The sequence below is a fragment of the Mycobacterium sp. pUA109 genome (assembly GCF_041287095.1).
In the GTDB taxonomy this organism is placed as follows: Bacteria; Actinomycetota; Actinomycetes; order Mycobacteriales; family Mycobacteriaceae; genus Mycobacterium.
The window spans coordinates 1-23,037 of sequence record NZ_JBGGKS010000019.1; the positions used below are offsets into that span (position 1 = coordinate 1).

Below are 23,037 nucleotides of genomic sequence, written 5' to 3' on the forward strand. Positions count from 1 at the left end.
TCGAATTCGAAGCAATCATGACCACACCGGCCAGCCAGGCCGCGTAACCGAAACTGTCACCTATCCGTGCAGCAGACCCTCATCCGTTCACATGGCATCTAGGGGGTGACGCAATGCCACGCACGCCCGCAGCCCGTCAAACAGGCCACGCCGATCCACGATGACGATCCGGGATACGTTGCTGCACAAGGCCAATAGAGTCAGCGCCCCGATCCACATCAGGGCGCCGCGCGCCGAGCGCTCCACCGTCGCCGACGTCCTCACCGTCAGCAGCAGCGGGGCAGCGAGCTCATTGCGTGCCCGTCAATAACTGTCACCGGTGGCGTGCCGCGCGTCGAGCCGAACATCATGTTGTCGAGCCGGAAACGCCGTGCGCGACCGAGATCCTAGCGGGTTTCAGTGTCCGACAATTTGGCTGCCTGCTGTGTCGATGACGTAAGGAACTCGGCGAGGGCGCAGACCTTCGCAAAGCCGTAACGGGCCAGGACCTCCAGGGCGTTTTGCTGATCACGGTCGGAAAAGGTGCTGCAACAGTCGGACAGGACTGTGACGTCAAAGTCGCGCATGGAGGCTGACCGGGTCGTAGTCTCGACGCAGGCATTGGTAACCACACCCGCAACAGCAATGCGCCGTGCCGAGTACCCGCGCAGGATCAGCTCGAGATCGGTGTTGTAGAAGCCGTCCATCCGCGACTTATCCACAACGAGTTCCTCGTTACGTGGTTCTAGCGGGTCGACAATGGCACTGTCCCAGGTTCCTGCGAGAAGTGCGCCGTCGAGCACGGTCCGGTAACTGTGGGCGACCATCACCCCGGCGTCGACATACAGTGGGCGGAAGCGATGACGGGTGAAAACGACCGGTTTCTTCGCCGCACGCGCCGCATTCACAAGCCTAACGTTGGCATCGATGGTCTCCGAGATGTTGACCACCGGCTGACCGAAGCACTCGTACAGTGCGCCATCGGTGTGCAGGAAACTATTTTGCATGTCGACGACAAGTACAGCGTCAACTGTTTCAATGGTGCCGGTGCTTGCAGTCACGACTGGCCTCCTTCACGGGGTTGGAACGGATCTGCTGGAGTCATCTCGATGACTTATCCGGGCTTAACCGCTCGTCGTCGCGAGGCGCCTGCGACCAGCATCTCGCAGCAGCCACCGAATACACCTCAGCCCAGCACCTCCGTCGCGCCGGTGTCGGTCACCAACTCGGCGGCACCCGACACCAGCCGCGCCCACATCATGTCGCCGCGGTCGGTCCGCTGTAGGGTGACCGACATCGCCACCGCGAGCAGCAGCGGATAGAGCGAACAGCGACGGTAACACTCACGGACGTCGTCGCTGCTGTAGCTCGACACACCCGAGTCCAGCAGCCGTCGGTGGTAGCCGTCCAACAGCCGGTGCTCGTTGGCCCGGCGCCACTCGGGCTCGACGCAGGATGCCAAGAAAGTCGCCGCGTCCAGCAGCGGCGGCCCCAAGCGCACAACCTGCCAGTCGATCACCGTGATCGGCGGGGCGTCCTCGGTATTGCCGAACATCATGTTGTCCAGGCGGTAGTCGCCGTGGCACACCACGAACGGCGGTCGCCACACGAGGTCTGGCACCTGCGCGGCGAGGGGTGCGAGCCGGCGGACCAGGTCGACATGGCGGGGGTTGAGCCGCTCGCCGAAGCGCTCAACGAAATTTTTCACTGCGGGGGCCACCATGGCGAATAGCATCCGGGTGCGTGTCGTGTCGGCGAGCCAAGGCAGCCGAGTCAGCTCGGGGTCGTTCCAGCGCGGCGCCTGCAAGCCGGCGAACTCCGCGAGCGCCAGCTCGGCCTGCTCCGGTGTGGCGCCTGCGATCATGTCACCGACTGTTGCGAACCCACCGAGGTCCTCCAGCACTAGGGTGAACCGGCCACTACCGGACTCCAGCGCCGCGAAATACATGTCTGGGACCCGAATATCGACGGTCGAGGCGATCTCCCGAAAAAAGCGGACTTCGCTTTCGTAGACGCCGACTGCCGCGCCCAGCTGCCGACTACCCTCATCGGTCGACGGGAGTTTCACAATCACCGACGGCGGCCCCTCACTCCCTAAATGGGTGAGCGTGCATCGGACTACCGAACCGAGTTGCCCTGTGCCTATCGTGGTGGCCTCGACGCCGGTCACCCGCGCCGACGGCGAGATTACGCCGTCGTGCTGCAGTGCGCTGGTCAGCCAGTCCGGGGTCAAATCTTCGGGCGTCTCGGCGGGCGCTAGGGTCTCATCGGTCACTGGCATAGCGACTTGTGGCTCCTCTCGATCGTCGCCGCCCTCTGGTGCGGCATGTCATTGCAATAGTTGATACTCAGGCGTTCGACTTGAGGAACGTCGCGAGTGTGGCTGTGTCCTGCGGGTATACGGTGAGGCGCTGGATGAGTCCGCTGTGGATCTCGTAGACCTCGACGTAGGGCATTGTCAGCTGCTTGCCAGTCCGGCGTGAGGTGAACTTGAGGTCCATTTGCACCGCTGCGCTACCGTCGCCCTCGAAATACCGCGGATTGAGCGGATCAAGCTCGAAAGGGCCGACCAGAGCGGGCATCAGCCCCTCGAGAAACGCCTCCCGGCCCTGATACGTGCCGCCGTACGGAAGCGACGCCGGTTCGGTGGCCTCGACGTCGGGGTGTAGCACTGAGGCTAGTCCCTCAATATCTGCAGCGAGGATCGCTGCGATGGCCTGCTTTACAACGTCCGCTGCGCTCATGCCGTCACCCCATGTTCGATAGTCGTTCTACAGAAAACGCATTTCAGCCCCCAGGTCGTGAGTCCCACAGTGGCGGGATCTCAGCTGGGTCGCAGCGCTCGTCGACGATCCAGCGCACCATCCGGCGGACCGGTTCAATTCCATCCTGAGGCAGCGAGTAGTTTGCGTGCGCCGCGTAGCCGAGCGAGATCAGGCGTTGGCCGCCATACAGCGCGAGCTTGTCACGCAGCTGGAGCTTGAGCTCCTCGGGATAGACCCCGACGGTCTGCGTATAGGCATTGATCCGGGGCAGCACGTCCTCGGGGCTGGAGACTGGCACCACGTTTGCCACGCGGCAGGCCAGTGCGCGGTGAAACTCGACCGCCTCATCGAGCTGCGAGACTATTACGGCGCCTTCATCTTCCGCGCCGCCGAAAATCTGGTACCAGTCCGGTGCGGCCCTCAAGGCGTCGATGTTCGCGCGCAGCTCGGCGTCGAACGTTCGTGGCTTGGTGCTCAGCGACTCGGGTAGTCGCTGCATCTCCTCGTAGAGGGCGGCGCCGAAGGCGTTGGCGCGTTCGAGTCCCGCGGGCTCGATACCGGTCGCGACATAGATGACGCGTGCGTTGACGCATCCGACTTGGTTGAGCGCACCGACGTCGGTCGCGGCCCGGCGCGCGACATCGCGCAGGGTTTCCTCCGACGCGAACGCCGCAGGGCCCACGATCGTCGCGCTGCGTTTGGGGTCGAGCGTGACAAGCTCGAGCCCGGGCCGGATGTAGCGGACCACGTGCCGCACCGAGGCGAGTCCGCCCCAGGCAATGATCTTCTCGATGTGTGCGGGCCGGTACAGGCGTTGCTCGATCTCGGTGTCTCCACCTCTCCAATAGCCGATCGACAGGTGACGCGTGATGGGGTGCTCCGGGGCGAAATCGACCATCGTACGCCCGATTGCCAGCGCGGTCAGCGGGTCATTAGACGGCGTCTTGATGATCGCGTCTGAGCGCGTGACCGCGTTGCGGACGATCGTGAACGCGGCGATCAGGGGACTGTTGCCGGCAATAATGTGTACCGCCCGCGCTCCCATCGCGCGAATAGAGGCGACCCTGCCGTCTGTCAAGCGATGCTCGACCCACCCGTCGAGGTACTCCACGGGTACGCTGCGGTCGGCAATCTCACGCACGACTTGCGGCGCGAACAAACCGGGAAGTTGCTCGAACGAGGAGCGCACCAGCGGCGGGGTCAGATCCGACCATGCCGCGGAGTACTTCAGTGCGTCCTGCAGGTAACGGTTCTCCGAGAGCCGCAGTCGCTCGCCTAGCTCGGCCAAGAAATTCTGGATATCGGCGAAGGACAGCGCGTGCACATCGGCGAGTGCGCCCGGGTCGCGCAGCGGGAGTCGATCAGCGACCGCTGCCGGGTTCGGGGTACTGAAACCGCCGCCCTGACGGCCCCCGAACTCAACGAGGTCGGTCTCGATCAGCTGACCACGAATGAGCGCGGGCACGACCACCGAGGTCTCGTTGGCGGCGCGCTCCTTGAAGGGCGGAGTATCGATGCTCATACAAGCCTTTCGTTGAGGAATTCGAGAGCCGCGGCGTGAGCGTCGTCGGAGGCGGCGCAGGTGATCTTGTCGTCGCCGCCGCGCTGCTCGCTGTAACGCTCGATTTGGCGGGCGATGTGCGGTGTGGTGCGTCCGCAGGAGCACGGTCTCCAGTCGATGTGCACCTCGTCGCCAGTGATGAAGCCTCCCCAGTAGGTGTCTGGCAAGAGGTCGAAGATCGCCATCCGCCCCGTCTGTCTGCCCGAACGTGGGAGAACGGTCCCGGTATCGGGATCTAGGACGAACGGCACCACCCACGGGTCGAAGTGATAGCGCTGCGCTTCGCACAGCTTGTGCATCGCGGTCATCTCGCTCATCCCGTAGATGTGCTGAAGGCGCCCGACACCGACAAACCGGCGCACAACATCCTCCCAGTCATCGGGGACAATCTGGCCTTTTGCGCCCCCACCGGTGGTGACAAGCGATCCGGAGTCGAATACGTTTTCAAGCCCGGAGGACAGCCCCTGTTTGGCCATGTCATAGAGCACGTTCCAGGTCCCAAGGATCCACACCCGCTGCCCGGCAAGCTCGGCCACCTTTTGCTTGATGAATCGAGGGACGCCCTCGAACAGCTCACGCTGTTCGGCTTCGAACTCGGCGCGGCGGCGTTTGAGTGCAGGATTAATGTCGAGGCGATCGAGCTCGCCGCGGGCTGCTGCAGCGCGAAGCCGGCCGGCAAGGAACATCGAATCAGCACTCAGACGTCCTTCTCGAAGAGCGTGCACCCGCTCAGGTGAGCCCATCACTCGGTCGAGCGCCATGTCGGGCAAAAGCCCGATCGCGCTGCGCGCGTGACGGTACAAAGGCCACACGAGATTGAAGTATTCGCCCGGGTGGTCGTCCCGTGCGTCGGGATCGCTGAGTTGGAACATCCCGCACCGGATGCCTTTGTACATCCGGTCCCACTCGCCGAGCGTGCGCGGCAAAAAAGACATCGTCCCTGCTGTACCCGAGGAGTGGCATACCCGCAGGTCGGTCTGCGTGTCTAGCGCATCAATCCAGCTATCGATGCTGTCGCATCCCTCGACATCAACCCGAGAGAGATCACGGACGGTCAGCCGATCAAGCCACCGCGTCAGGTCACGAAAGCGATTGCGCTCCAGCAAGACGACGGGATAGCTCTTGTAGACCGAATGCTGGAACAGCAACGCGACAGCACCGTCCCAATCGACAATCTCGCTGACACCCAGCTCGTCGGCGAGCCGTGTCAGCGTCGGGATCCGGTCGCGCAGCTGGGCAAAACGCAGCCGGATCGCCTCAAGCTGTAGACCCTCGAGGCGCTCACGGTCGACGTCCTGCATCGCCTGCCACGAGCGCCCGAAGAACTCCGCGGGATCATCGACGAATGCTTGCACTTCTTCAGGCGCCACCACAGTCTGTGCCAAAGACATCACTCGCACCTCACTTCTAGGGTCTGACAACTTAGCGCCAACATGCGTGGACGGACGGTTCTGGCATCGGTTTCGCCGGACCTCAATCACATCCGTATCCCCACCGGTGCGGCCGCACGTGCCCGAGCTGCGATGTGCTCGGCGCCGATCATTCCGAAAACCGAGGCCTGCCCAAGGGAAATGCCCCCACCCACGTAGACGTCGCCAAAAGCCGAGGCCGCGGTCGTGCCCGACGCATACAAGCCCTCGACCGGCGATCCGCTGGAGTCCAACACACGCGCGTACTCGTCGGTGAGCAGGCCGCCCGCCATGCCAATGTCGGTCGGCACGAGCTTGGCTGCGTAAAACGGCGGTTCGGCTATGGTGCCCAGACTCGGGTTCGGCCCGTGAGTGGGGTCGGCGTAGACCCGGTCATAGGGGCTGTCGCCGCGCCGGAAATCTTCGTCCACACCTGCTTCCGCCATCCTGTTGAAGCGTTGGACTGTGCGCTCGAGCGCGTCGGCGTCGAGCCCGCACTTGCCGGCCAGCTCGCGGAGTGTGCCCGCACACTTGAGGTGCCCGCTGCGGACCCAGCGGCGCACAGAAGCCCGCGGCGGCGTCTCTCCGAGCAGGTACTTGCGCCGGTGTTGGCTGTCGATCACCAGCCAGCTCGGGATCGCCGGTACATCATGGTGGCGCCGGTAGATGTTATTGCCGAGCTGTGTGTAGGAGGTCGCCTCATTGGTGAACCGCGCCGCGGATGCGTCGACCAGGATTGAGTGCGGCAGATGCCGCTCGGCAACGCAGAGCACCGCTTGGCCGTCAGGGCCCACAATCCCAGGCATCCAGTAGGCGCGGTCGAGCCCCGTCGTTGCGACGTCAAGGTTCCGTGTCATGATCAAGACGTCACCGGTGTCCCCTGGCGTGACGGCCGTCCACGAGGTCGACGCGGGATGCGGCCCGTACCTGTTGCGCAGATCGAGGTTGCGCGCGAACCCGCCGGCGTTAAGCAGTACGCCGTGACGCGCCGCGATCTGCTCGCCTCCCGCGATCACGCCGCGCACCTGACCCGACTCGATGATCAGCTGCTCAAGCGGAGTCTGGGTGCGGAGCCGAACGCCGGCCTGTTGTGCGGCGAGCATCAGCCAGCCGATGTAGGCCTGCCCGAAGACCAACGGTTTGACGCCTTGGAGCCGCAGGCGAAGTGAATTTTGCGCCACCCGAGCCACTTCGCGACGCGCCGGCCAGCTGTATCCAGCCGCGAGCAGCGCGCGGAACTGTGGAACGGAGTCGACAACCAAGCCGAACGGCACGGGCGGTCGCGGCCGCACGAGGTCCTGCCACGGCCCGAGTCGCCTCGCGTCGACCATTGGCGGGTGCAGGATCCTTCCCGACAGACGGCTTCCCGGCAATTCCGGGTAGTAGTCGGGGTAATCCGGCACGATCCGCAGCGGGACGCCCCAGTCGAGCAGCGTGCCGATGAGGCGCTGACCGCCACGCATGTAGGCCTCCTGGCGAGCGCGCGTCGTCGCCGGGCCCTGGTCTCCAACTGCGGCCTCCACATACGCCAGGCCGTCCTCGACTGAGTCCGCGATGCCAGCCTCGGGCTCGAGTGGATTCGCGGGGAACCACAGGCCGCCGAGCGCCCACGCGGCCGTGCCCCCGACATATTCCGTCTTCTCGATCAACAGCGGGTCCAGGCCCGCTTCACGCAGCTTGGTCGCGGCGATCAGCCCGCCGCAGCCCGACCCGACAACGACCGCGTCGACGTCAGCAATTCTCATACCGCCGCCACCTGTCGCTTCGCTGCGCGCTCGCGCCACCGGGCGATGAGTTCCGCATTTTCGGCCGGGGTGCTGGCGTAGATCGCGATCTCGTCCACACCCGCAGCCCGGTACTCGGCGAGTCGGTCGACACAATGCGCCGCGGTGCCGATCGCACACGACTCTTCCATCCACTCATCCGGCACGAGCCGTGCAGGCTCCAGGAGCTCGGCGCGGTGGAAATCTTGGTCGGCGTTCTTACCTTGCAGCTGCTTGTGCTCGCGCAGCTGTGTGAGCACCGAAGTGTCCCACTTGTTGGAGTCGCAGAGCGACTCGCCGTGGCCGGGCCATTCGAGGTAGGTCACCGCACGCGCGTGCGCGTAAGCGCGCGTCGTGAAGTCATCGAGCTCCGGCGCTACCACGATCGGATGACAAATCCGCAGTGACTCCGGGTCACGACCGCGGTCCGCGCACGCATTGCGCAGCCGCTCGACCACGGTGCGCACCGCCTCAACCGTCAAAAATGGATAGAGCATCACCGCATCAAAGACCTCGTGCGCGGCAGCCTTGGCGAACTTGGGGCGCCCGTACCCACACGCCCAGATCTCCGGTTTAGGCACCTCAGCCAGGGCATCGACGGTCCTCAGCTGGGTGCCGTTGTAGTCCACCACGCCACCGCACCAGAGCGCCTTGACCGTTTCTGCGTAGTGGACGAACTGGCCGAACGAGAACTCCGGCATATCCGGCAACGGCACACCACGTCCCAGGCCAAGCACGAACCGCGGCCCGTAGAGGGCGTTCATCGTCGCACCGAAGCTCGCCGCCACCATGGGATGCCGCGAGGACGCCGACCACACCCCGGTGCCAACGCCGAAACGCGTGGTCCGCGCGGCGATACCACCGAGGATCGCGCCCGCGTCCTTGAGGTCGAAACGTTCGCTGAGCCACCCACGGCGAAAGCCGAGACGCTCAGCAGCCTGCGCATCGGTCAATGCGGTGCTGACGTGAGTGAACCCGCGCTCGTGCCGCGTCGTCACCCGCCCACAGATGAGATAGATGCTGAGGTCCTCTACCACTGGGGCGAGCTGCCCTGGGGGGCCGAGATCATCGCTGTTCATCGTTGTCTCCTCGATATTGGTTGACAAATGCCAAGCGCGGATTCATGCCATAAGGCGCCGCGCGGCCGGCAGCCACAGCGCCCGCGGCGCGTGGCCACCCATCCAATGCAGCGCGCGCACCGCGGGGCCGCCGGGAATGGTCGTGCGGGCGCCGCGTTCGAGCGCCTGGAGGCTTTTGGCTGCGACAGCGTTTGGGGTGGAGACCAGCGCTCCGGGCATCCGTCGCTGGGCGCGGCCAAGCCCCGCGACATCGGCGAATTCAGTCTCGATCGATCCAGGGAGCACGACGCACACCGTCACACCACATGTGCGAAGCTCTTCGTTGAGCGCCTCGGCAAAGGACGTGATCGCCGCCTTGGTGGCCGCGTAGACAGCGACGTTCGGCATCGGTTGATTGCCAAGGATTGACGAGATGATCAGGATGCGCCCAGTCCGTCGCGCCGCCATCCGCCGCGCGAACACATGAGCAAGCATGATCGTTGCTTCGACGTTCGTCCGAATCATCGCCTCAAGACGTTCCGCGTCCTGCGCGACAAAGCTCCCGCCAATTCCGAAGCCAGCACATAGCACTAGCGGATCCACATGGGCGCCAAGGGCATCGATGTCATCGACCAGCTGGCGCCGACCCTCCGCACTGGCGAGGTCGCATGCCATCATCTCCGCGAGGACGCCGTGATCGCGGCGAATCTCCTGCGCTAGGCGCTCAAGCCGGTCGCGTCGCCGCGCGACCAGAAGGACGTCATGTCTTTGGGCGGCGAGCTGCCGGGCGAGTTCACAGCCGAGGCCCGATGAGGCGCCCGTGACGAGCGCGTAGGTGCGACGCTCCGCTGAGCCCACGCTTACTTTCCCTCCGGGCACAGTGCTGTGCTGCCCGTGCGCCAGCGTGAGGCATTTGTGGTCGGCTCAAGATTGGCAGCGAACATATTTAATAGGTACCATGAAGCGTACGTGTACGCAACCATTGGAAAGCGAATGCTTGGCTATGACTACGTGATCGTGGGGGCCGGCTCGGCGGGCTGTGTCCTTGCGGACCGGTTGAGTGACGGCACTGGCGCGACCGTTCTGCTGCTGGAGGCCGGCGGTCGAAATCGGGACCCGCGGATTGGGATTCCCAAAGGTCTGCGGTTCGCCTTAACCTCACCGCGGCTCTCCTACAGCTACCCCACCCTTCCGTTCGGCGACCTCAGCGGAGGCGAGAACTGGCCGCGCGGACGCGGCCTCGGCGGATCGAGTGCTGTCAACGGCATGCTCTGGAACCGCGGGCACGCCGCTGACTATGACGCGGTCGAGGCGCTTGGGAACCCAGGTTGGGGATGGGACACAATCCTGCCTGCCTATCGAGCTATCGAGCATCACGAGCTCGGCGCAAGCGCCACTCGCGGCGCCGATGGACCACTGCACATCTCGGTGAGCCCGGTACGCGAGCCAGTCTGCGAGGCGGCGATCGAGGCGGCCCATCAGCTGGGCATCCGTCGCGTGCCCGACGTCAACGCGACCGACGAGGAGCGCATCGGCTACGCGCCGGCGACGATCAAGAACGGGCGACGCTATAGCGTCGCTCGCGCCTTCCTCGGACGCGCCGCCGGCCGTCCAAATCTCGACATCGTGACCGGCGCCCGAGCGGTCAGGCTCCTGCTCGACGGTAACCGGGTCGTTGGAGTGCGAGCATGCTACAGGAGCAAAGAACACGACTTTCGTGCCAGCCAAGAGGTGATCCTCTCGCTCGGTAGCATCGAGACACCCCGGCTACTCGAACTCTCCGGCGTCGGCGACCCAGCGGTGCTCGCCCGAGCCGGTGTCGGTTGCGTGATAGAGCAACCCGCGGTGGGATCACGCCTCCGAGAGCACCGGGCGATCATCCCGCAGTGGCGGCTGCGGGAACGACTGGGCTACAACCGGCAGATCAGCACACCGCTGCGACAAGCACTCACCGGTGCACGCTATCTGGCGACCCGCCGGGGTGTGCTCGCCCTCCCCGCCTATGACGTCATGGCGTTTTGTCGCACCCGCCCAGAACTCCCGCGACCCGATGCCATGTTCCTCGTCGCCCCGTTCAGCCTCCGCAAAGACACGGTGGTCGAGGAGCTCACCCCCGAAGCGCTTCCAGGATTCAGCATCGGCGGCTACATCCTCCGCCCCGAAAGTCAAGGGTCCCTGCACATTACGTGCGCCGACCCTGATGCTCCGCTTGCGATCGACCCCGCCTACCTGCAAGAGCCCGAGGATCAACGCGCCACAGTCGACCTCCTGCGACGACTGCGTGACATCGTCACCGCATCCCCGCTGGCCGACCTCGTCGAAAACGAGACCTACCCAGGCCCCCACGTCAACACCGATCAGGACGTGATTCGATACGCCATCCATAACGGTAACTGCGCATTCCACGCCAGCGGCACATGCGCCATGGGCCCAGACGACAGCTACGTTGTCGACGCCAGGCTGCGCGTACGGGGACTCGATGCACTCCGGATCGTCGACGGCTCAATCTGGCCGGTGATGCCATCGGGCAACACCAACGGTCCCATCCTCGCAATGGCCTGGCATGCCGCCGATATCATCTTGAATCGCGACGCGAACGCCGCCAACCGCACCGCCGCAACGCGGCGTCAAACGCACTGATGCAACTGGCTGCCGACGACACCGACTGTCCCGGACCTCAACCAGCCTCGGCACCAATGCGACAATCCTCTGATGCCGGCATCACTTAAAGGGGGAGGGCAGCTTACCCGTGACTCGATCATTGCAACCGCGATCACGATGATCGAGTCCGACGGGGTAGACACGCTGACAATGCGCAAACTCGCGACCGCGTGCGGCGCGGCACCGATGTCGCTCTACCGTCACGTCGCCACCAAGGAGGAACTGCTCCGCGCCGTCGTCGACACCTATCTCGCGGACGTCGAGCTGCCAGCGACCGACGACTTGCCCTGGCACGAAGCAATCCAGCAGGTCATTCTCGCGGTCGGGGCTGCGTTCGAAGCCCACACCCACCTCGCCGAGATCATGGCCATCCAACCGGTCGACGCCGCCGCAGTTCTCGACGCGATGGAACGCATCGCCCGAGCATTGCGGTCAGCCGGCTTCGACGACAACGGCGTCCGCAGCGGGCTCGCAACGCTTAGCGCATTCGCAACCGGGTATGCCCACCGTCGTGCCGAGTATCGCCGCGCCCCTGAGACCCGCGCCCATCGTTTCAGCCGCCTCTCAGCAGAGCCAGTGCGGTTTGCGACTCTGCTGTCGATCTCAGCAGGAGATACCCTCGACACTCCCGAGGACTTCCGTGCTGGGCTCGCGTTGATTGTTCAAGCGCTGCGCCAGCAAGTGCCGCGTGCTTCGTCCCCTAGCCGATCAACGTGCACGCCCACAAAAGCTCAACCGAGCTGAGACAAGGGAAATCGACCTGAATGAGCGCGGTGACGCCTAGGGCGTGTCTGGCAAAATGTTTCGGGTGTTATGCCTGAGGCTTGAGGTATATCGCACCTGAGGTGCGTCCTAGGCACAGTCCCTCTGACTTCCCCATCTATCAGACACGCCCTAGTCGGTAACTCCCATGCCAGACTTGCCCAGCGACTTGTTGCCCGGATGACAGCTACCTCGGCGGACAGATCGCCAACAACTCGCACAGAACTCATTCGAACCATCGGTCGCAAGACACGAAGTACACATCGTATACTTCAACCATGTCTAATCTGTCTGGCGATTCGCCTCTGTCGGAGTCGCGCGACGCGCCGGCGCTCGACCTGCACACCCCAAACCCGATGCATCATCAATCCGCTCCGAACGACGCCTGGTCGACAATCAACACCCGGGAGAATTACCAGGGTGTGATGAGCCCACTCGGCGCAACGCTGTGGCTGCCCATCTCCGACCTCGCGGTCAACGGCACGTTCTACGACCTCGGGGTGCTCAAGCGGTCGGAAGTCGTGGTCGCGCCAACACCGGGCGAGGCGACATCTGCGGTGTTCTACGGCCGCTACACGGCGGGCATCAACTACTTCCGCAGGGTCAGCGATCTCATCCCCGGCTCATCGGGCGCGGCATTCGAGGAGCAGATCTTCGGCTCCACCCGCGAGAATGTCGAGGACACCACCTCGGCGCGGCGCTACCCTGTCATCGCGGTCAAGGCGCCGATCGCTGTGCTGGGCTTGCCGAAGCGGTTGCGAAAGATGGTGTACCGCATCGACGACTGGTGGCGCTTCACGACGTCGCCCGCTGGCTTGTCCCGTCCAGTCGAGGCGCAGTTCGACGAATCTTTCGAGATGCTCGAGTACGCGATGCGGGTCCACGTCGCGGGCACCTTTGTGGCCCAGGGCATTTTCGACGCGTTGGGTAAGCTTGCCGTCAGCGCGGGCAAACCAGGTTTGGAGCTGGAATTGTCCACCGGCTACGGACAGATGGTCGAAGTGGAACTGGTGTCAGCACTCGAACGGGTGGCCCGGGGGTCGGCGTCGTTGGACGAGTTCCTCGCCGAGTACGGCTTCCGCTGCGCGGGCGAGGTGGAGGTGTCCAATCCGTCCTGGCGCGAGGATCCCCGCCCGGTGGAGCGGCTCATCGTCAAGTACCGCGCCCTCACCGACCGGCCGGACCCGGCTGCACAGTCACGGGAACGGACCTACCGCCGCCATGCCGCTCAACGCGAACTGATCCGTGCGCTGCCCAGGGCCAAGCGCCCCGTCGGCTGGTTGCTGCTGAAGCTGGCGGCGACGTTCATCCCGCTTCGCGAGGAGGGGAAAGCCGCTCTCGCCAAGGCGTTCGACGGCGCCCGGGCGGCATGCGGCGTGCGCGGCCGACAGTTAGTCAGCGAGGGTGTCATCGACGAGCCGCGTGACGTGTTCTTCCTTACCATCGACGAGGTGCGCGGTAGCGCACCGGCGGATGCGCGGATCCTGGTGGACCACCGCCGCGCCTTGCATACGGCCTACACCAAGATCGACGTGCCGGACTGCTGGATCGGCCAGCCTGAGCCGATCGCCGCGTCGGCAGGCAGTGACGAGCGGATCTCACAGGTCACCGGTATCGCCGCCGCGGGCGGGATCGCCGAGGGCAGAGCTCGGGTACTCGCCTCTGCCAGCGACTGCGACGATCTCGAGGAGGGCGAGATCTTGGTGTGCCGCACCACCGATCCCTCGTGGGCGTCCGCGTTCTACCTTGCCGCGGGTGCCGTGATCGACGTCGGGTCGACGTCGTCGCACGGCGCCATCGTCGCCCGGGAAATGGGGTTGCCGTGCGTGATCGGGACCGGCAACGGAACAGCACTGCTGCGAACCGGCGACCGGGTGCGGATCGACGGCGGAGCCGGCACCGTCACCGTGCTGGAACCAGCTCACCCAGATGACGAGGACAACCAAGGAGCGTGATGGGTAAGAACACCTCGTACTTCATGAACGCGCAGGTCGCCGATTCGTTCGGCGAGACCCGCGCCAGCGACGAAGGCATGCACCGCGAGGCCCGCGTCGACAATACCGACCCCGCGCTGGTGGAGACGGTGTTCACCGGGTTCAGTGTTCCCGAGGCAGATATTCACTGCCTGAACTACATTTGGCTGCATCCGAACATGCGGACGATGAGCGGTGGCGCGTGGTGCTGGCAGGGATTCAAGCGTTCCCAACTCGAGGCCGAGTTATTCGATATGCGCGACTTCGTTCCCGACACTGCGATCACCTACGACGGTGGTGACCTCACCGATGTGACCTTACCCAACGGTTTCCGCTACCAGGTGCTCGAACCCTTGAGGTCGATCCGGATCTCCTATGACGATCCGACCCGCGGTAACTCGTTCGACGTCACGCAGACCGCGGTCATGCCGCCGGCGATGCTGCCATCGAACCGACACTTCGACCAGGTGATGCGGAGCACGGGAACCCTCACGCTGCGCGGCCAGCAATACCCGGTCGATAGCCTCGCGGTGCGCGACCGCTCGTGGGGTGAGGCACGAACTGAAGATCCTACGGTGGTTTCTGGAATCCATTGGCTGATGGCGATGTTCAGCGATGACTACGCCATTCACGTCACCGGACTCGAGGATCCCGCGACCGCGCGCTGGCGCGACCGTTTCCTCGAGCGGCCGGCGATGTCACAGGCGATGAACCGTGGCTGGGTATGGCAGGACGGCGTGCTACGGACCATCACTTCCGCGCACATCCAGACCAAATGGGACGATTCGGGTCGTCGGCAGGCCGCACATCACGTCGTGGTGGTCGACGAGACCGGGACCGAGCACCGACTGGAAGGTCGGGTGCGGGCCGGCGCAAACTGGCATACCTGGTCCAATGTGCACATGAGCATCGGGCTGACCCGCTGGGAATGCGACGGCCGAATCGGACACGGCGACAGCCAAGTGGCGATGTGGACGGACTTCATCCGTGCCAACTTCCAGTCGTGACGGCGGCGGCACTCGCACCAAGCCGCGCGACTACCGCAATTTCTTGACTGTCGACGCGATCATCGCCGAGGCTACGGCGGTCGCCGATGCCGACGGGCTGGAAGCGGTATCGATGCGCGTACTCGCCGACCGGTTGGGCTGCACACCGAGGGCCTTGTACCGCCATGTCTCCGGCAAGGACGAGGTGCTTGAGTTGCTCGCCGACGCCGCCCTAGGGGACATACCCGATGCTCGCACCGATATCACCTGGCAGGACTCGCTGCTGGATTTCTTCGTGGCGATGCGGGCGAAGCTCGTGGCCTTGCCCGCGGTGGCCACAATCGTCGCCCAGCAGGCCGTCGCCGGTCCCCACTTCCACCGCCACGCCAACCGTCTGGTCGGAATATTGCTCGATGCCGGCTTCGATGCCGATGCGGCAGCGGATACGGTTGTGACATTGGCGTATTACACCCTCGGCGCTTCCTTACCCGGCACCGGTCAGCGCCTGCACGACACGTATCGGGTCCGCGAGATCAATACGACGATGCTGCCCGCGCTGGCCCACATCGCGGGTCATTTCAACGCCGACTCGGCCGAGCACCGTTTCCGGACGTCGTTGTATCGGTTGATCGGCACCTACGGCCCTTAGCCTGATGGGCCACGATCGATGCTCCCGCGCCAGCCATCGATCAGCCGTGCGTTCTCGGCCGGGGTACTGCCGTAGAAGCCGATCTCATCGGCGCCCGCGTTGCGGTACTCGCGGATTTTGTCCAGGCAGTGTGACAGCGATCCGATGGCACAGGTGTCGTGCACCCATTCTTCGGGCACCCGTTTCGACACCTCGATCAGGTCGGAACGGTGGTAGGTCTGGTCGGCGGTCGGCCGTCCCATCGACTGGAACCGTTGATCGTCCAGCAGACGCCGCATCTGCGTCGCATCCCAACCGTTGTTGGTGATGTAAGCCTGGGCAAAGGCGGGCATTCCGACCACATAGGTGACCAGGCGCGCATGCGCAATGGCGCGGGTGTATTCCTCATCGAGGTCATTCGCCGTGATCATGTAGTACAGGATCCGAAACGCTTTCGGGTCCAGGTCATGACGTTCGCGCTCGGCGCGAACCATCTCCGCGGCACGGGCCACGGCCTCGCTGGTAAGGAAGCCGGGCAGGATCAGTCCGTCGGCGATCCGTGCCGCCAGTTTCGTCGCCTTCGGCCCGCCCATGCTGGTTGCCCACAGCTCGGGAGGCTTGCCTGGACACGGGTCCACGGTGCGCATGCCCTGGTAATTCCCCGCTGGCCCCTGGTAGGTGACCTCCTCGCCCCGGAACAAGCGTCGCAGCAAGTCGAAGTAGTCCTCGAATCCCCTCAACCCCATTTCCCGGATGCCCTGCCCAGCCAGGTAAGGCCCCGAACTGCGTCCGAGTCCGAAGATGAATCGATGCCCGTAAGCAGCGTGCAACGTGGCCGCCATGGCAGCCGCCATCAGCGGGCTCCGAGCCCCCGCGGCCGCGATTCCCGTCCCGGCCTCCAGCCGGCTCGTGCGGGCCAGAACACCACCCAGTAACGCTCCGGCTTCCTTGAGGTCGAACCGTTCCGACACGAACGCCCGTCGGAAACCCAGCCGCTCGGCGTCAACCGCCTGCTGCAGCGCCGGCGCCGGATCCTTGGTGCGGCCCGGGATGAGCCAGATGCTGACATCGTCGACCACCGGGGCGAGCTGTGCACCCGAACCGAGGACCTCGTCCCCCACGCTTCCTCCAATCTGGCTGCCAGATCCTGACGCCGCCGATGGGTTCATGCCGGCGGTCCCGGGGCAGCCTCAGCTGCGTCTGCTCAAGCCGTCCTGCAACGTCGCGCTGATCGCCGTGCCGACCGCACCGGTACCCATCCGCGCGTTGTTGCTGATCTCGAAGTCGCACATCCCCAGACGTCCGTCATCCGGGTGGCGGACATCGCAGATGGCATCGATGTAGTAGACGTTGTGCAGTTGAGCCACCACCGCGTCCATCAACTCCGCACGCATCTCCAGCGTCTCACCGGTCGGCATCGTCCAACGCACTTCCCCGCCGCGGTGGGTAAGACCATCGGGTTCCAGGTACGCGAGAGCGTCGACATCAGCGGCGTAGTCAATCTGCCCGTCGCGCACCAGGTATCCCACCTTCACCAGCGATTCGTCAGACGCATGCCACAGGATCGATCCGAAGGACAGCTCAGGCCCAAAAGTGCCGGATATCCACCGATGACTCTTCAACGTCATGGTCTTGCGCAGGCCCCAGGAGTGGTCACGATGGTACATGCCGTCCACGTCGTAGCTGCGGCCATCGATGCGGACGCTGCCACGAATACGACCCGAGGTTTCGTAGTGATCCGCGGCGAAATCCTGGGCCATGCTGCTGGTCGGCGGGAAGAAGTCGGTCAACGGGTAGAAGTTGTCCATGACCAGGTCCGCAGTCACGCCCGGCTCATCGATCACCAGTTGCGGTCTGCCCTGATCAACGAGCCAGCTCGAGCCGCCGGCGCGGAATGCCCGCTCGGCCACGGGAGGCTCCAGCGGCAATTGATAGTCGTTGCGACGGAAACGCACACCGTCGGCGGTTGCGACAAAGCATTGCAGCGCACTGGTACCCCCACCCGGTCGATTCGGCTCGTGACCGATGCGGGACACTCCCCCCACCCCGGCCTGGCGGTCATACCAGTGCACGAACACGCTCTCCTGCCAGTCCGGCGCGTCGGTGCCCGTGTCGTGGCTCCCTTCATCGTCGTAGTCGTACTGTTTCATCGCTGCGCTCATCGATTCCCCACAAAGCTCTGCGCTTCACCGGTCGGTGCCGGCAAATCCAGGAGCCGCGCCAGCAGATGACTCGCCGGATTGCTCAACCGCATCGGGGCATCCGGAGGAAGCTGGCCCGCGGAGATCATCAGGTTCCCTGCACGGTGCATCAGGATCGACAGCCGCAGAGCCGCGAGAACTTCGTAATAGTGCAGGTTTCGGACTTGCACACCGGCGATGTTTTCATACTCGGCGATCACCTCGTCGCGGGTCGGAAATCCTGGCAGCCGGGGCGCACCCAGGCCTTCCGAGTAGTAGCGGAGCATGAACAGCCACCAACCCAGGTCCAGTTCACGCGGACCCACCGACACCATCTCCCAGTCCAGCACGGCAGCCACCGTCAGGTCGCCGGCAAACAGCATGTTGCCGATCCGCGCGTCACCCCAGTTGAGCACGGGGGCACCGGTATCGTTCGGACGGTTGCCCTCGGCCCAGTCCAGCGCTGCTTCGACCACCGGGTTGGGTTGGCCTTCCGACGCCCATCCGAAAGTGTGCCGCCAGAACGATAATTGGCCATCCACCCCAGATTCCCGATGGTCACACAACTGCCCCAACCCCACCTGGTCAAGGTGGACGGCATGGATGAGCCCCATCGCCCGCAAGCCGTTGCGGTGCAGCTCCTGTTGTTCACCCGGCGTCAGATCCAGCACCCACCCGGTGGTGGTGAACGGTGGGTCATCCGAGGGCACCCGGCCTTCGACCCGGGCCATCACCAGGAACGGCGCCCCCAACACATCCGGATCCGGCTCATGGAAGAACATCCTCGGCACGGCCACATCCGTGCCGCGTGCCAGGGCGCTCATCACCGTGAACTCCAGCCCCAGGTCATATCGGGGGAACACCGCGGGTCCGGCCGGCTGCACCCGAGCGACGAGGCACTCACGCTGCGGCCCGTCTGCTGCCGTCCAGCTCGCCTCGAAGAGCAGTGTTTCGTTCGACATGCCGTTCGTGCTGGGGAATTCCACCCCATGCACGCGGGCGTCGGATACGCCGTCGAGGTGGCGGGTCAATGCACCCGCCAGTTTTGCGGCCACCGTCTCCGCGTCCAAATTGTTCTTCAGCGCCATCCAAACCCTCCTTGAACGTCATATCCGAGTGTCAGTTCGCTAGGAATCCCTGGTGCGTTGAGCTGCACCCCGGCTGCTATCGACAGCCAGGAGCCGAGGACCAGCGCGGCCCCTCCACCCAGACGACCGTTCCCGCCGCCATGCGCCGTTCGAGTCATGAGCGCCGCGCGAGCCGGAGCCTTGCGGGGTCTTGCGACCTGCGAAGCAGCCGCAAGGCGGCCTGTTGTCCCGGAATTCCGCTGATACCGCCCGTCGGGTGAGTGCCCGCGCCGGTCAAGTACAGGCCCGGTACCGGAGTCTCATATTTGGATAATCCGATCGCCGGCCGTGCCGGCCCGAAGCGCAGCAGGAACGGATCGACATGGTAGACGTTGCCGCCGGGCACATTGAAACGCTCAGCAAGATCGGGCGCCAGGAACACCCGTCGACCGATCTCGGCGTCCCGAAAGTTGTCGTAGTACTGCGCGCATTCGTTGACCACCTGTTCGCCGATGTCTTCGCGAACCTCGGACCACGGTACGTCTGGACGCGACGGGACAATCCCCGACCAGATCCAGCACGTGTCCTGCCCGTCGGGGGCCTGTGTGGGGTCGATAGCTGTCGGGACGATCGAGATGAATGGAATCTTGGCGGGCCAGCGTCGTGCCACCGAGTCGTTCCATCCCTGCAGGTGTTCGTCGTAGGTGTGCCAACTCACCACGGGTTGACGTAGGTCCAGGCCATCCTTACGCCACCTGTTGTGCTTGGTCATCTCGATGCGACCCGAGAAGGCAAAATCGACCTTGAGGTTGCCTGCTCCGGTGTTGGTTGTCGGGATGACCGAGGCGCGCCGCTCCAGATCCTCCGACAGGGTCCCCTCGGGTAGCAGTCTGTTCAGCGTCACGACGGGGCTGCACGCGGCCATCACGTACCCCGCCGAGAGCTCCTCGCCATCGCGTAGCCGCACCCCGGTAACCGCACCGCCTGTGACGATCAGTTCCTCCACCCGAGCGGACAGTCGCACGTCACCGCCGTGGTCCTTCAGACACGCGGCCAGCGCCCTGGGCAAGGCCACCGACCCGCCTTGGAATCTGGCGTTCATGATGCGGTGGCAGATACCGAGGTAGATCAGGGCCCAGCCGGTCCCATCCTGGGTCATCCAGCAGAACGGCGGCATCGCCGCTAAAGCGGCTCGAAGAAGCGGATGATCGAACCATTCTTCGATGATTTCCTGGTGACCGCTGACAAAGAACCGTGTGAGGGGCGCGAGTTCGCGCCGGTGCTTGGCGATCTGGGTGACGGCTGCGCTCACCGCGCGCGCGGCCGGACGGGTGGGGTGGCCCAGCAGCAGTGGAAGCCCGATGTCCATCGCCGCATCCAACATGGTGGCGAATTTGAGGAATGCGCGGGCATCGCGGGGCGAGAAATGACGGATCTCTTCGGCGGTGCATCGCGGGTCCTGCCAGAATGCCAATGATGCACCTTCGGGTTCAAGGTGCACGTGATACGGGTCTGCCGGTAGCTGCACCAACCCGTAGCGGTCCAGGTTGAGGTCCTTGGTGATCGACGACGCCCGGAACAGCGACGCCTGGATACCGCCCTCGTTGTGGATATGATTCGGCGCGCCGGGGATGATGGAATTCGATCCCAACATCCCGCCGATGACCGGCGAGGCCTCCAGCACCGTCACCTTCCGGCCGGCCTTGGCCAAGTACGCCGCGGCCGTCAACCCATTGTGGCCCGCACCGATGACAATGACATCGCGGGATATCTTGCTGTTCATGCGAATTCCTTATTTCTGAGGGCGAGAGTGGTTCAGGTACACGTGCGAATCACTCTCGACCGCAAAGGCTTCCTGCCCTGCCCAGCGAGGCATACTCCACGGAATCTAGCGATTTCCGATAAACGAGGTGGTCGTCCCGGTGGGTGCGGGCAGGCCCAGCAACTTGGCCAGCAGCTGGCTAGCCGGGTTGCTCAGCGCCATCGGCGCGTCCGGCGGGAGCAGGCCGGCGGCGATCATCATGTGAGCAGCGCGAACCATGATGATGGACAGCCTCGCTCCCGCGAATATCTCGTAGTATTCGAGGTTTTGCACCCGGTAGCCGGTCAGTTCCTCGTACCGAGCGACGGTGGTGGCGCGGTCAGGGATGCCCGGGGGCGTCGGTAACCCGATGCCCTCGGTGTGGTGACGTTCCAGGAAGAACCACCAGCCCAAGTCGAGTTCCCTGGGGGCAAGAGTGACCATCTCCCAGTCCAGCACGGCAACCGGAGCGAGGTCCTCACCGTAGATGACGTTGCCGACTCGTGCGTCACCCCAGTTGAGGACCTTGTCTTCGGTGTCGGTGGGTTTGTGGTCGACCAGCCAGGTGAGCGCATGTTCGATGGTGGGGTTCGGTTCGCCCGCGGCGGCCCAGTTGAAGAATTCAGCCCAGTACGCAAGCTGGGCGTCGAGCCCGCTGCCGTAATCCGGGGTATCGAGGAAATCTAAGCCTAGGCCCTTCCAGTCGGTGCCGTGGATACTGGCGAGCACCTCAATGGTGCTCTGCCACATTTTGGTTCGTTGCGACGCCTCAAGATCGAGCACCCATCCGCCGGCGGTGAACGGCGGGTCATCGGAGGGGATCCGTCCGTCAACGCGCTCCATCACCATGAACGGTGCGCCGAATACCGAGCGGTCCTCGGCGTAGGAGTAGATCTCCGGCACCGGCACGGTCCCGTTGGCGCCGAGTGCGCCGAGGACCTTCGCCTCCTTTTTGAGGTCGTAGGTCGGGAACACACCCTCGCCGGCGGGCTGCACCCGGGCGACCATCGCCCTGGAATCTGACTGACCGTCGCGCTGCCATGCGGCGTTGAACAGCACCGTCTCATTAGACAGGCCCGCCGAGGCGGGGACGGTCAGGTCCTGCACCTTCATGTTCTGCACACCCGGCCATTGCGTGGTCAACCATATGGCCAGCCGTTCTGCGGCGGCGTCGGTATCGATCGAATTCTGCAGTGCCATAGGGATCCTCCGTGGGTTGCGGGCTGCCGGTTACGTTCGCGCGGTCTGCGCACTGCGGCGCACCATGGCCCGTTGGTAGTCGTCGAACCAGATCTCCTGATAGGTGGCGTGCGCGACGCGACCTTGCTCGTCTTCCCAGCGGTAGAGGCTGTCGTGGAAAGATGCGTTGGGCCAAGCCGGTAGCGACGCCGCAGCGATCGCTTCGCCACGGAACCGATACGTGTCGCCGTGGTCGTCCTCGGCCGTGATCTCCTGGCGGGTCGCCATGTGGATACGTGGGTGGTATTCGAGGACGTTGCGTCGCACCGACACGACTTCGCGTGATTCCTGCCCACGTTGGACCCAGGCGAAGTGGTGCGAGGGCCTGTCGCCGACCTGGTAGAGGCCCGCCCAGGCGGGGTCGGTGTCGAGCGGTTCGAAGCTGATCTGGTTGAAGATCAGGTCCTCGCCGAAGTACATCGGCGACCATCCGACCGGCGGCACCGGCACCGCGCCGCGTTTCTCCACGCGCACCTGGCGCCACGATCGGTCGCGCGGTGCATAGCAGTCGACGTCGTAGTTCGTCCCGTCGAGCAGCAATTGTCCGGTGACATGCATGAATTGCTCGGTGCCGCCGGACTCCCGGGATGCATCGTGATGATCTTCCTCGCCCGGCATGACGTGGCCACGGGCAAACAACGGGGTCACCGCGTCGGCCAGCAGGTCAAACGACATCCGTCCGTCACCGGCGGCATAGCGCAGACGTGCCGTACGTCCAGGCTCGAGGAACTCGATCGATAGCCCGTTGTCGGTCGTAATCGTGTTGCCGTCGACGGTCGGCCAGGGCATGGTGAGTTCGTAGTCGATGAACGCCATATCGGTGTACTCGACATTGTCGGTGCCTTGGAAGATGCACACCCCACCCTGAGAGAGCGGATACGCCGGCTGGTAGCGCACGTAGAGGAATGCCCCGATGGCCGCCTCGGGCACGGAGAAGCCGAAATAGTGCGTGTGGATCAGGTGCGGATCCCAACGCTCACCGGGTTTCGGCAGAGGCAGCACCATATCGGTGTCACCCGGGTGCGTACGAAATGCCATATCGCAAAATCCTCTCAACGTCACATCGACGGGCGCGCCAGATCCGACCGCCCCCCGCAGGCTCCGCCACAACGGCCCTGATGAGCCGTGGGGAGATGATCTGCGGTGAGCCCCCAGACCGGATCTGTCAGCCAGATCACAAATCTAACCGTCATTAAGCGTAGCCG

20 protein-coding genes are annotated in these 23,037 nt (G+C 64.5%); 6 read left to right on the forward strand and 14 right to left on the reverse strand.

What is annotated here, in order from left to right; all coding sequences use genetic code 11:
• Nucleotides 1-160: 160 nt before the first annotated feature.
• The gene (locus ACAG26_RS20285) at nucleotides 161-310 is read left to right on the forward strand and encodes a hypothetical protein (RefSeq protein WP_370484865.1); all 150 of its coding nucleotides are present in this window, start codon (nucleotides 161-163) and stop codon (nucleotides 308-310) included.
• Between the two features lie 76 nt (nucleotides 311-386).
• Here ACAG26_RS20285 and ACAG26_RS20290 read toward each other — a convergent pair whose 3' ends face one another.
• The 8 genes from ACAG26_RS20290 to ACAG26_RS20325 all read right to left on the reverse strand — a co-directional run bounded on the left by ACAG26_RS20290 (nucleotide 387) and on the right by ACAG26_RS20325 (nucleotide 9,393).
• The gene (locus tag ACAG26_RS20290) at nucleotides 387-1,040 is read right to left on the reverse strand and encodes a cysteine hydrolase family protein (protein WP_370484866.1); all 654 of its coding nucleotides are present in this window, start codon (nucleotides 1,038-1,040) and stop codon (nucleotides 387-389) included.
• 125 nt (nucleotides 1,041-1,165) lie between these two features.
• Nucleotides 1,166-2,260 carry a phosphotransferase gene (locus ACAG26_RS20295; protein WP_370484867.1) on the reverse strand — a complete coding sequence of 365 codons (1,095 nt, stop codon included), beginning with the start codon at nucleotides 2,258-2,260 and terminating at the stop codon, nucleotides 1,166-1,168.
• Nucleotides 2,261-2,327: 67 nt separating this feature from the next.
• Complete coding sequence (locus ACAG26_RS20300) at nucleotides 2,328-2,723, reverse strand: nuclear transport factor 2 family protein (protein WP_370484868.1); 396 nt, start codon at nucleotides 2,721-2,723, stop codon at nucleotides 2,328-2,330.
• A gap of 43 nt (nucleotides 2,724-2,766) precedes the next feature.
• On the reverse strand, nucleotides 2,767-4,266 hold the full coding sequence (locus ACAG26_RS20305; RefSeq protein ID WP_370484869.1) for an acyl-CoA reductase: 1,500 nt from the start codon (nucleotides 4,264-4,266) through the stop codon (nucleotides 2,767-2,769).
• Complete coding sequence (locus ACAG26_RS20310) at nucleotides 4,263-5,696, reverse strand: hypothetical protein (RefSeq protein WP_370484870.1); 1,434 nt, start codon at nucleotides 5,694-5,696, stop codon at nucleotides 4,263-4,265. Before ACAG26_RS20310 ends, ACAG26_RS20305 begins: the two co-directional genes overlap by 4 nt.
• A gap of 86 nt (nucleotides 5,697-5,782) precedes the next feature.
• Nucleotides 5,783-7,459 (reverse strand): FAD-binding protein, encoded by a 1,677-nt coding sequence (locus ACAG26_RS20315; protein WP_370484871.1) that lies wholly within the window; start codon nucleotides 7,457-7,459, stop codon nucleotides 5,783-5,785.
• Nucleotides 7,456-8,556, reverse strand: a complete 1,101-nt coding sequence (locus tag ACAG26_RS20320; RefSeq protein ID WP_370484872.1) for a TIGR03857 family LLM class F420-dependent oxidoreductase — start codon at nucleotides 8,554-8,556, stop codon at nucleotides 7,456-7,458. The genes ACAG26_RS20315 and ACAG26_RS20320 overlap by 4 nt, the downstream gene beginning before the upstream one ends.
• A gap of 42 nt (nucleotides 8,557-8,598) precedes the next feature.
• Nucleotides 8,599-9,393: an SDR family NAD(P)-dependent oxidoreductase gene (locus ACAG26_RS20325; protein ID WP_370484873.1), complete on the reverse strand. Its 795-nt coding sequence runs from the start codon at nucleotides 9,391-9,393 to the stop codon at nucleotides 8,599-8,601.
• Nucleotides 9,394-9,504: 111 nt separating this feature from the next.
• On the opposite strand from ACAG26_RS20325, the gene ACAG26_RS20330 reads away from it, so the two are divergent.
• The 5 genes from ACAG26_RS20330 to ACAG26_RS20350 all read left to right on the forward strand — a co-directional run bounded on the left by ACAG26_RS20330 (nucleotide 9,505) and on the right by ACAG26_RS20350 (nucleotide 15,566).
• Nucleotides 9,505-11,175 carry a GMC family oxidoreductase gene (locus ACAG26_RS20330; protein WP_370484874.1) on the forward strand — a complete coding sequence of 557 codons (1,671 nt, stop codon included), beginning with the start codon at nucleotides 9,505-9,507 and terminating at the stop codon, nucleotides 11,173-11,175.
• 72 nt (nucleotides 11,176-11,247) lie between these two features.
• Nucleotides 11,248-11,940 (forward strand): TetR/AcrR family transcriptional regulator, encoded by a 693-nt coding sequence (locus ACAG26_RS20335; RefSeq protein WP_370484875.1) that lies wholly within the window; start codon nucleotides 11,248-11,250, stop codon nucleotides 11,938-11,940.
• A gap of 296 nt (nucleotides 11,941-12,236) precedes the next feature.
• Complete coding sequence (locus ACAG26_RS20340) at nucleotides 12,237-13,913, forward strand: PEP-utilizing enzyme (protein ID WP_370484876.1); 1,677 nt, start codon at nucleotides 12,237-12,239, stop codon at nucleotides 13,911-13,913.
• Nucleotides 13,913-14,938, forward strand: a complete 1,026-nt coding sequence (locus tag ACAG26_RS20345) for a hypothetical protein (protein ID WP_370484877.1) — start codon at nucleotides 13,913-13,915, stop codon at nucleotides 14,936-14,938. Before ACAG26_RS20340 ends, ACAG26_RS20345 begins: the two co-directional genes overlap by 1 nt.
• Nucleotides 14,919-15,566: a TetR/AcrR family transcriptional regulator gene (locus tag ACAG26_RS20350; RefSeq protein WP_370484878.1), complete on the forward strand. Its 648-nt coding sequence runs from the start codon at nucleotides 14,919-14,921 to the stop codon at nucleotides 15,564-15,566. Before ACAG26_RS20345 ends, ACAG26_RS20350 begins: the two co-directional genes overlap by 20 nt.
• Here ACAG26_RS20350 and ACAG26_RS20355 read toward each other — a convergent pair.
• The 6 genes from ACAG26_RS20355 to ACAG26_RS20380 all read right to left on the reverse strand — a co-directional run bounded on the left by ACAG26_RS20355 (nucleotide 15,563) and on the right by ACAG26_RS20380 (nucleotide 22,870).
• Nucleotides 15,563-16,666 carry a TIGR03857 family LLM class F420-dependent oxidoreductase gene (locus tag ACAG26_RS20355; RefSeq protein WP_370484879.1) on the reverse strand — a complete coding sequence of 368 codons (1,104 nt, stop codon included), beginning with the start codon at nucleotides 16,664-16,666 and terminating at the stop codon, nucleotides 15,563-15,565. The two genes, ACAG26_RS20350 and ACAG26_RS20355, sit on opposite strands and share 4 nt — an antisense overlap.
• 69 nt (nucleotides 16,667-16,735) lie before the next feature.
• On the reverse strand, nucleotides 16,736-17,695 hold the full coding sequence (locus ACAG26_RS20360; protein WP_370484880.1) for a propanediol utilization protein: 960 nt from the start codon (nucleotides 17,693-17,695) through the stop codon (nucleotides 16,736-16,738).
• An 8-nt stretch (nucleotides 17,696-17,703) separates the two neighbouring features.
• Nucleotides 17,704-18,813, reverse strand: coding sequence for a phosphotransferase family protein (locus ACAG26_RS20365; RefSeq protein ID WP_370484881.1), 1,110 nt, complete (start codon nucleotides 18,811-18,813; stop codon nucleotides 17,704-17,706).
• A gap of 154 nt (nucleotides 18,814-18,967) precedes the next feature.
• On the reverse strand, nucleotides 18,968-20,575 hold the full coding sequence (locus tag ACAG26_RS20370; protein ID WP_370484882.1) for a phytoene desaturase family protein: 1,608 nt from the start codon (nucleotides 20,573-20,575) through the stop codon (nucleotides 18,968-18,970).
• 105 nt (nucleotides 20,576-20,680) lie between these two features.
• Nucleotides 20,681-21,793: a phosphotransferase family protein gene (locus tag ACAG26_RS20375; protein ID WP_370484883.1), complete on the reverse strand. Its 1,113-nt coding sequence runs from the start codon at nucleotides 21,791-21,793 to the stop codon at nucleotides 20,681-20,683.
• A gap of 30 nt (nucleotides 21,794-21,823) precedes the next feature.
• Complete coding sequence (locus ACAG26_RS20380; RefSeq protein ID WP_370484956.1) at nucleotides 21,824-22,870, reverse strand: tyrosine protein kinase; 1,047 nt, start codon at nucleotides 22,868-22,870, stop codon at nucleotides 21,824-21,826.
• Nucleotides 22,871-23,037: the final 167 nt, after the last annotated feature.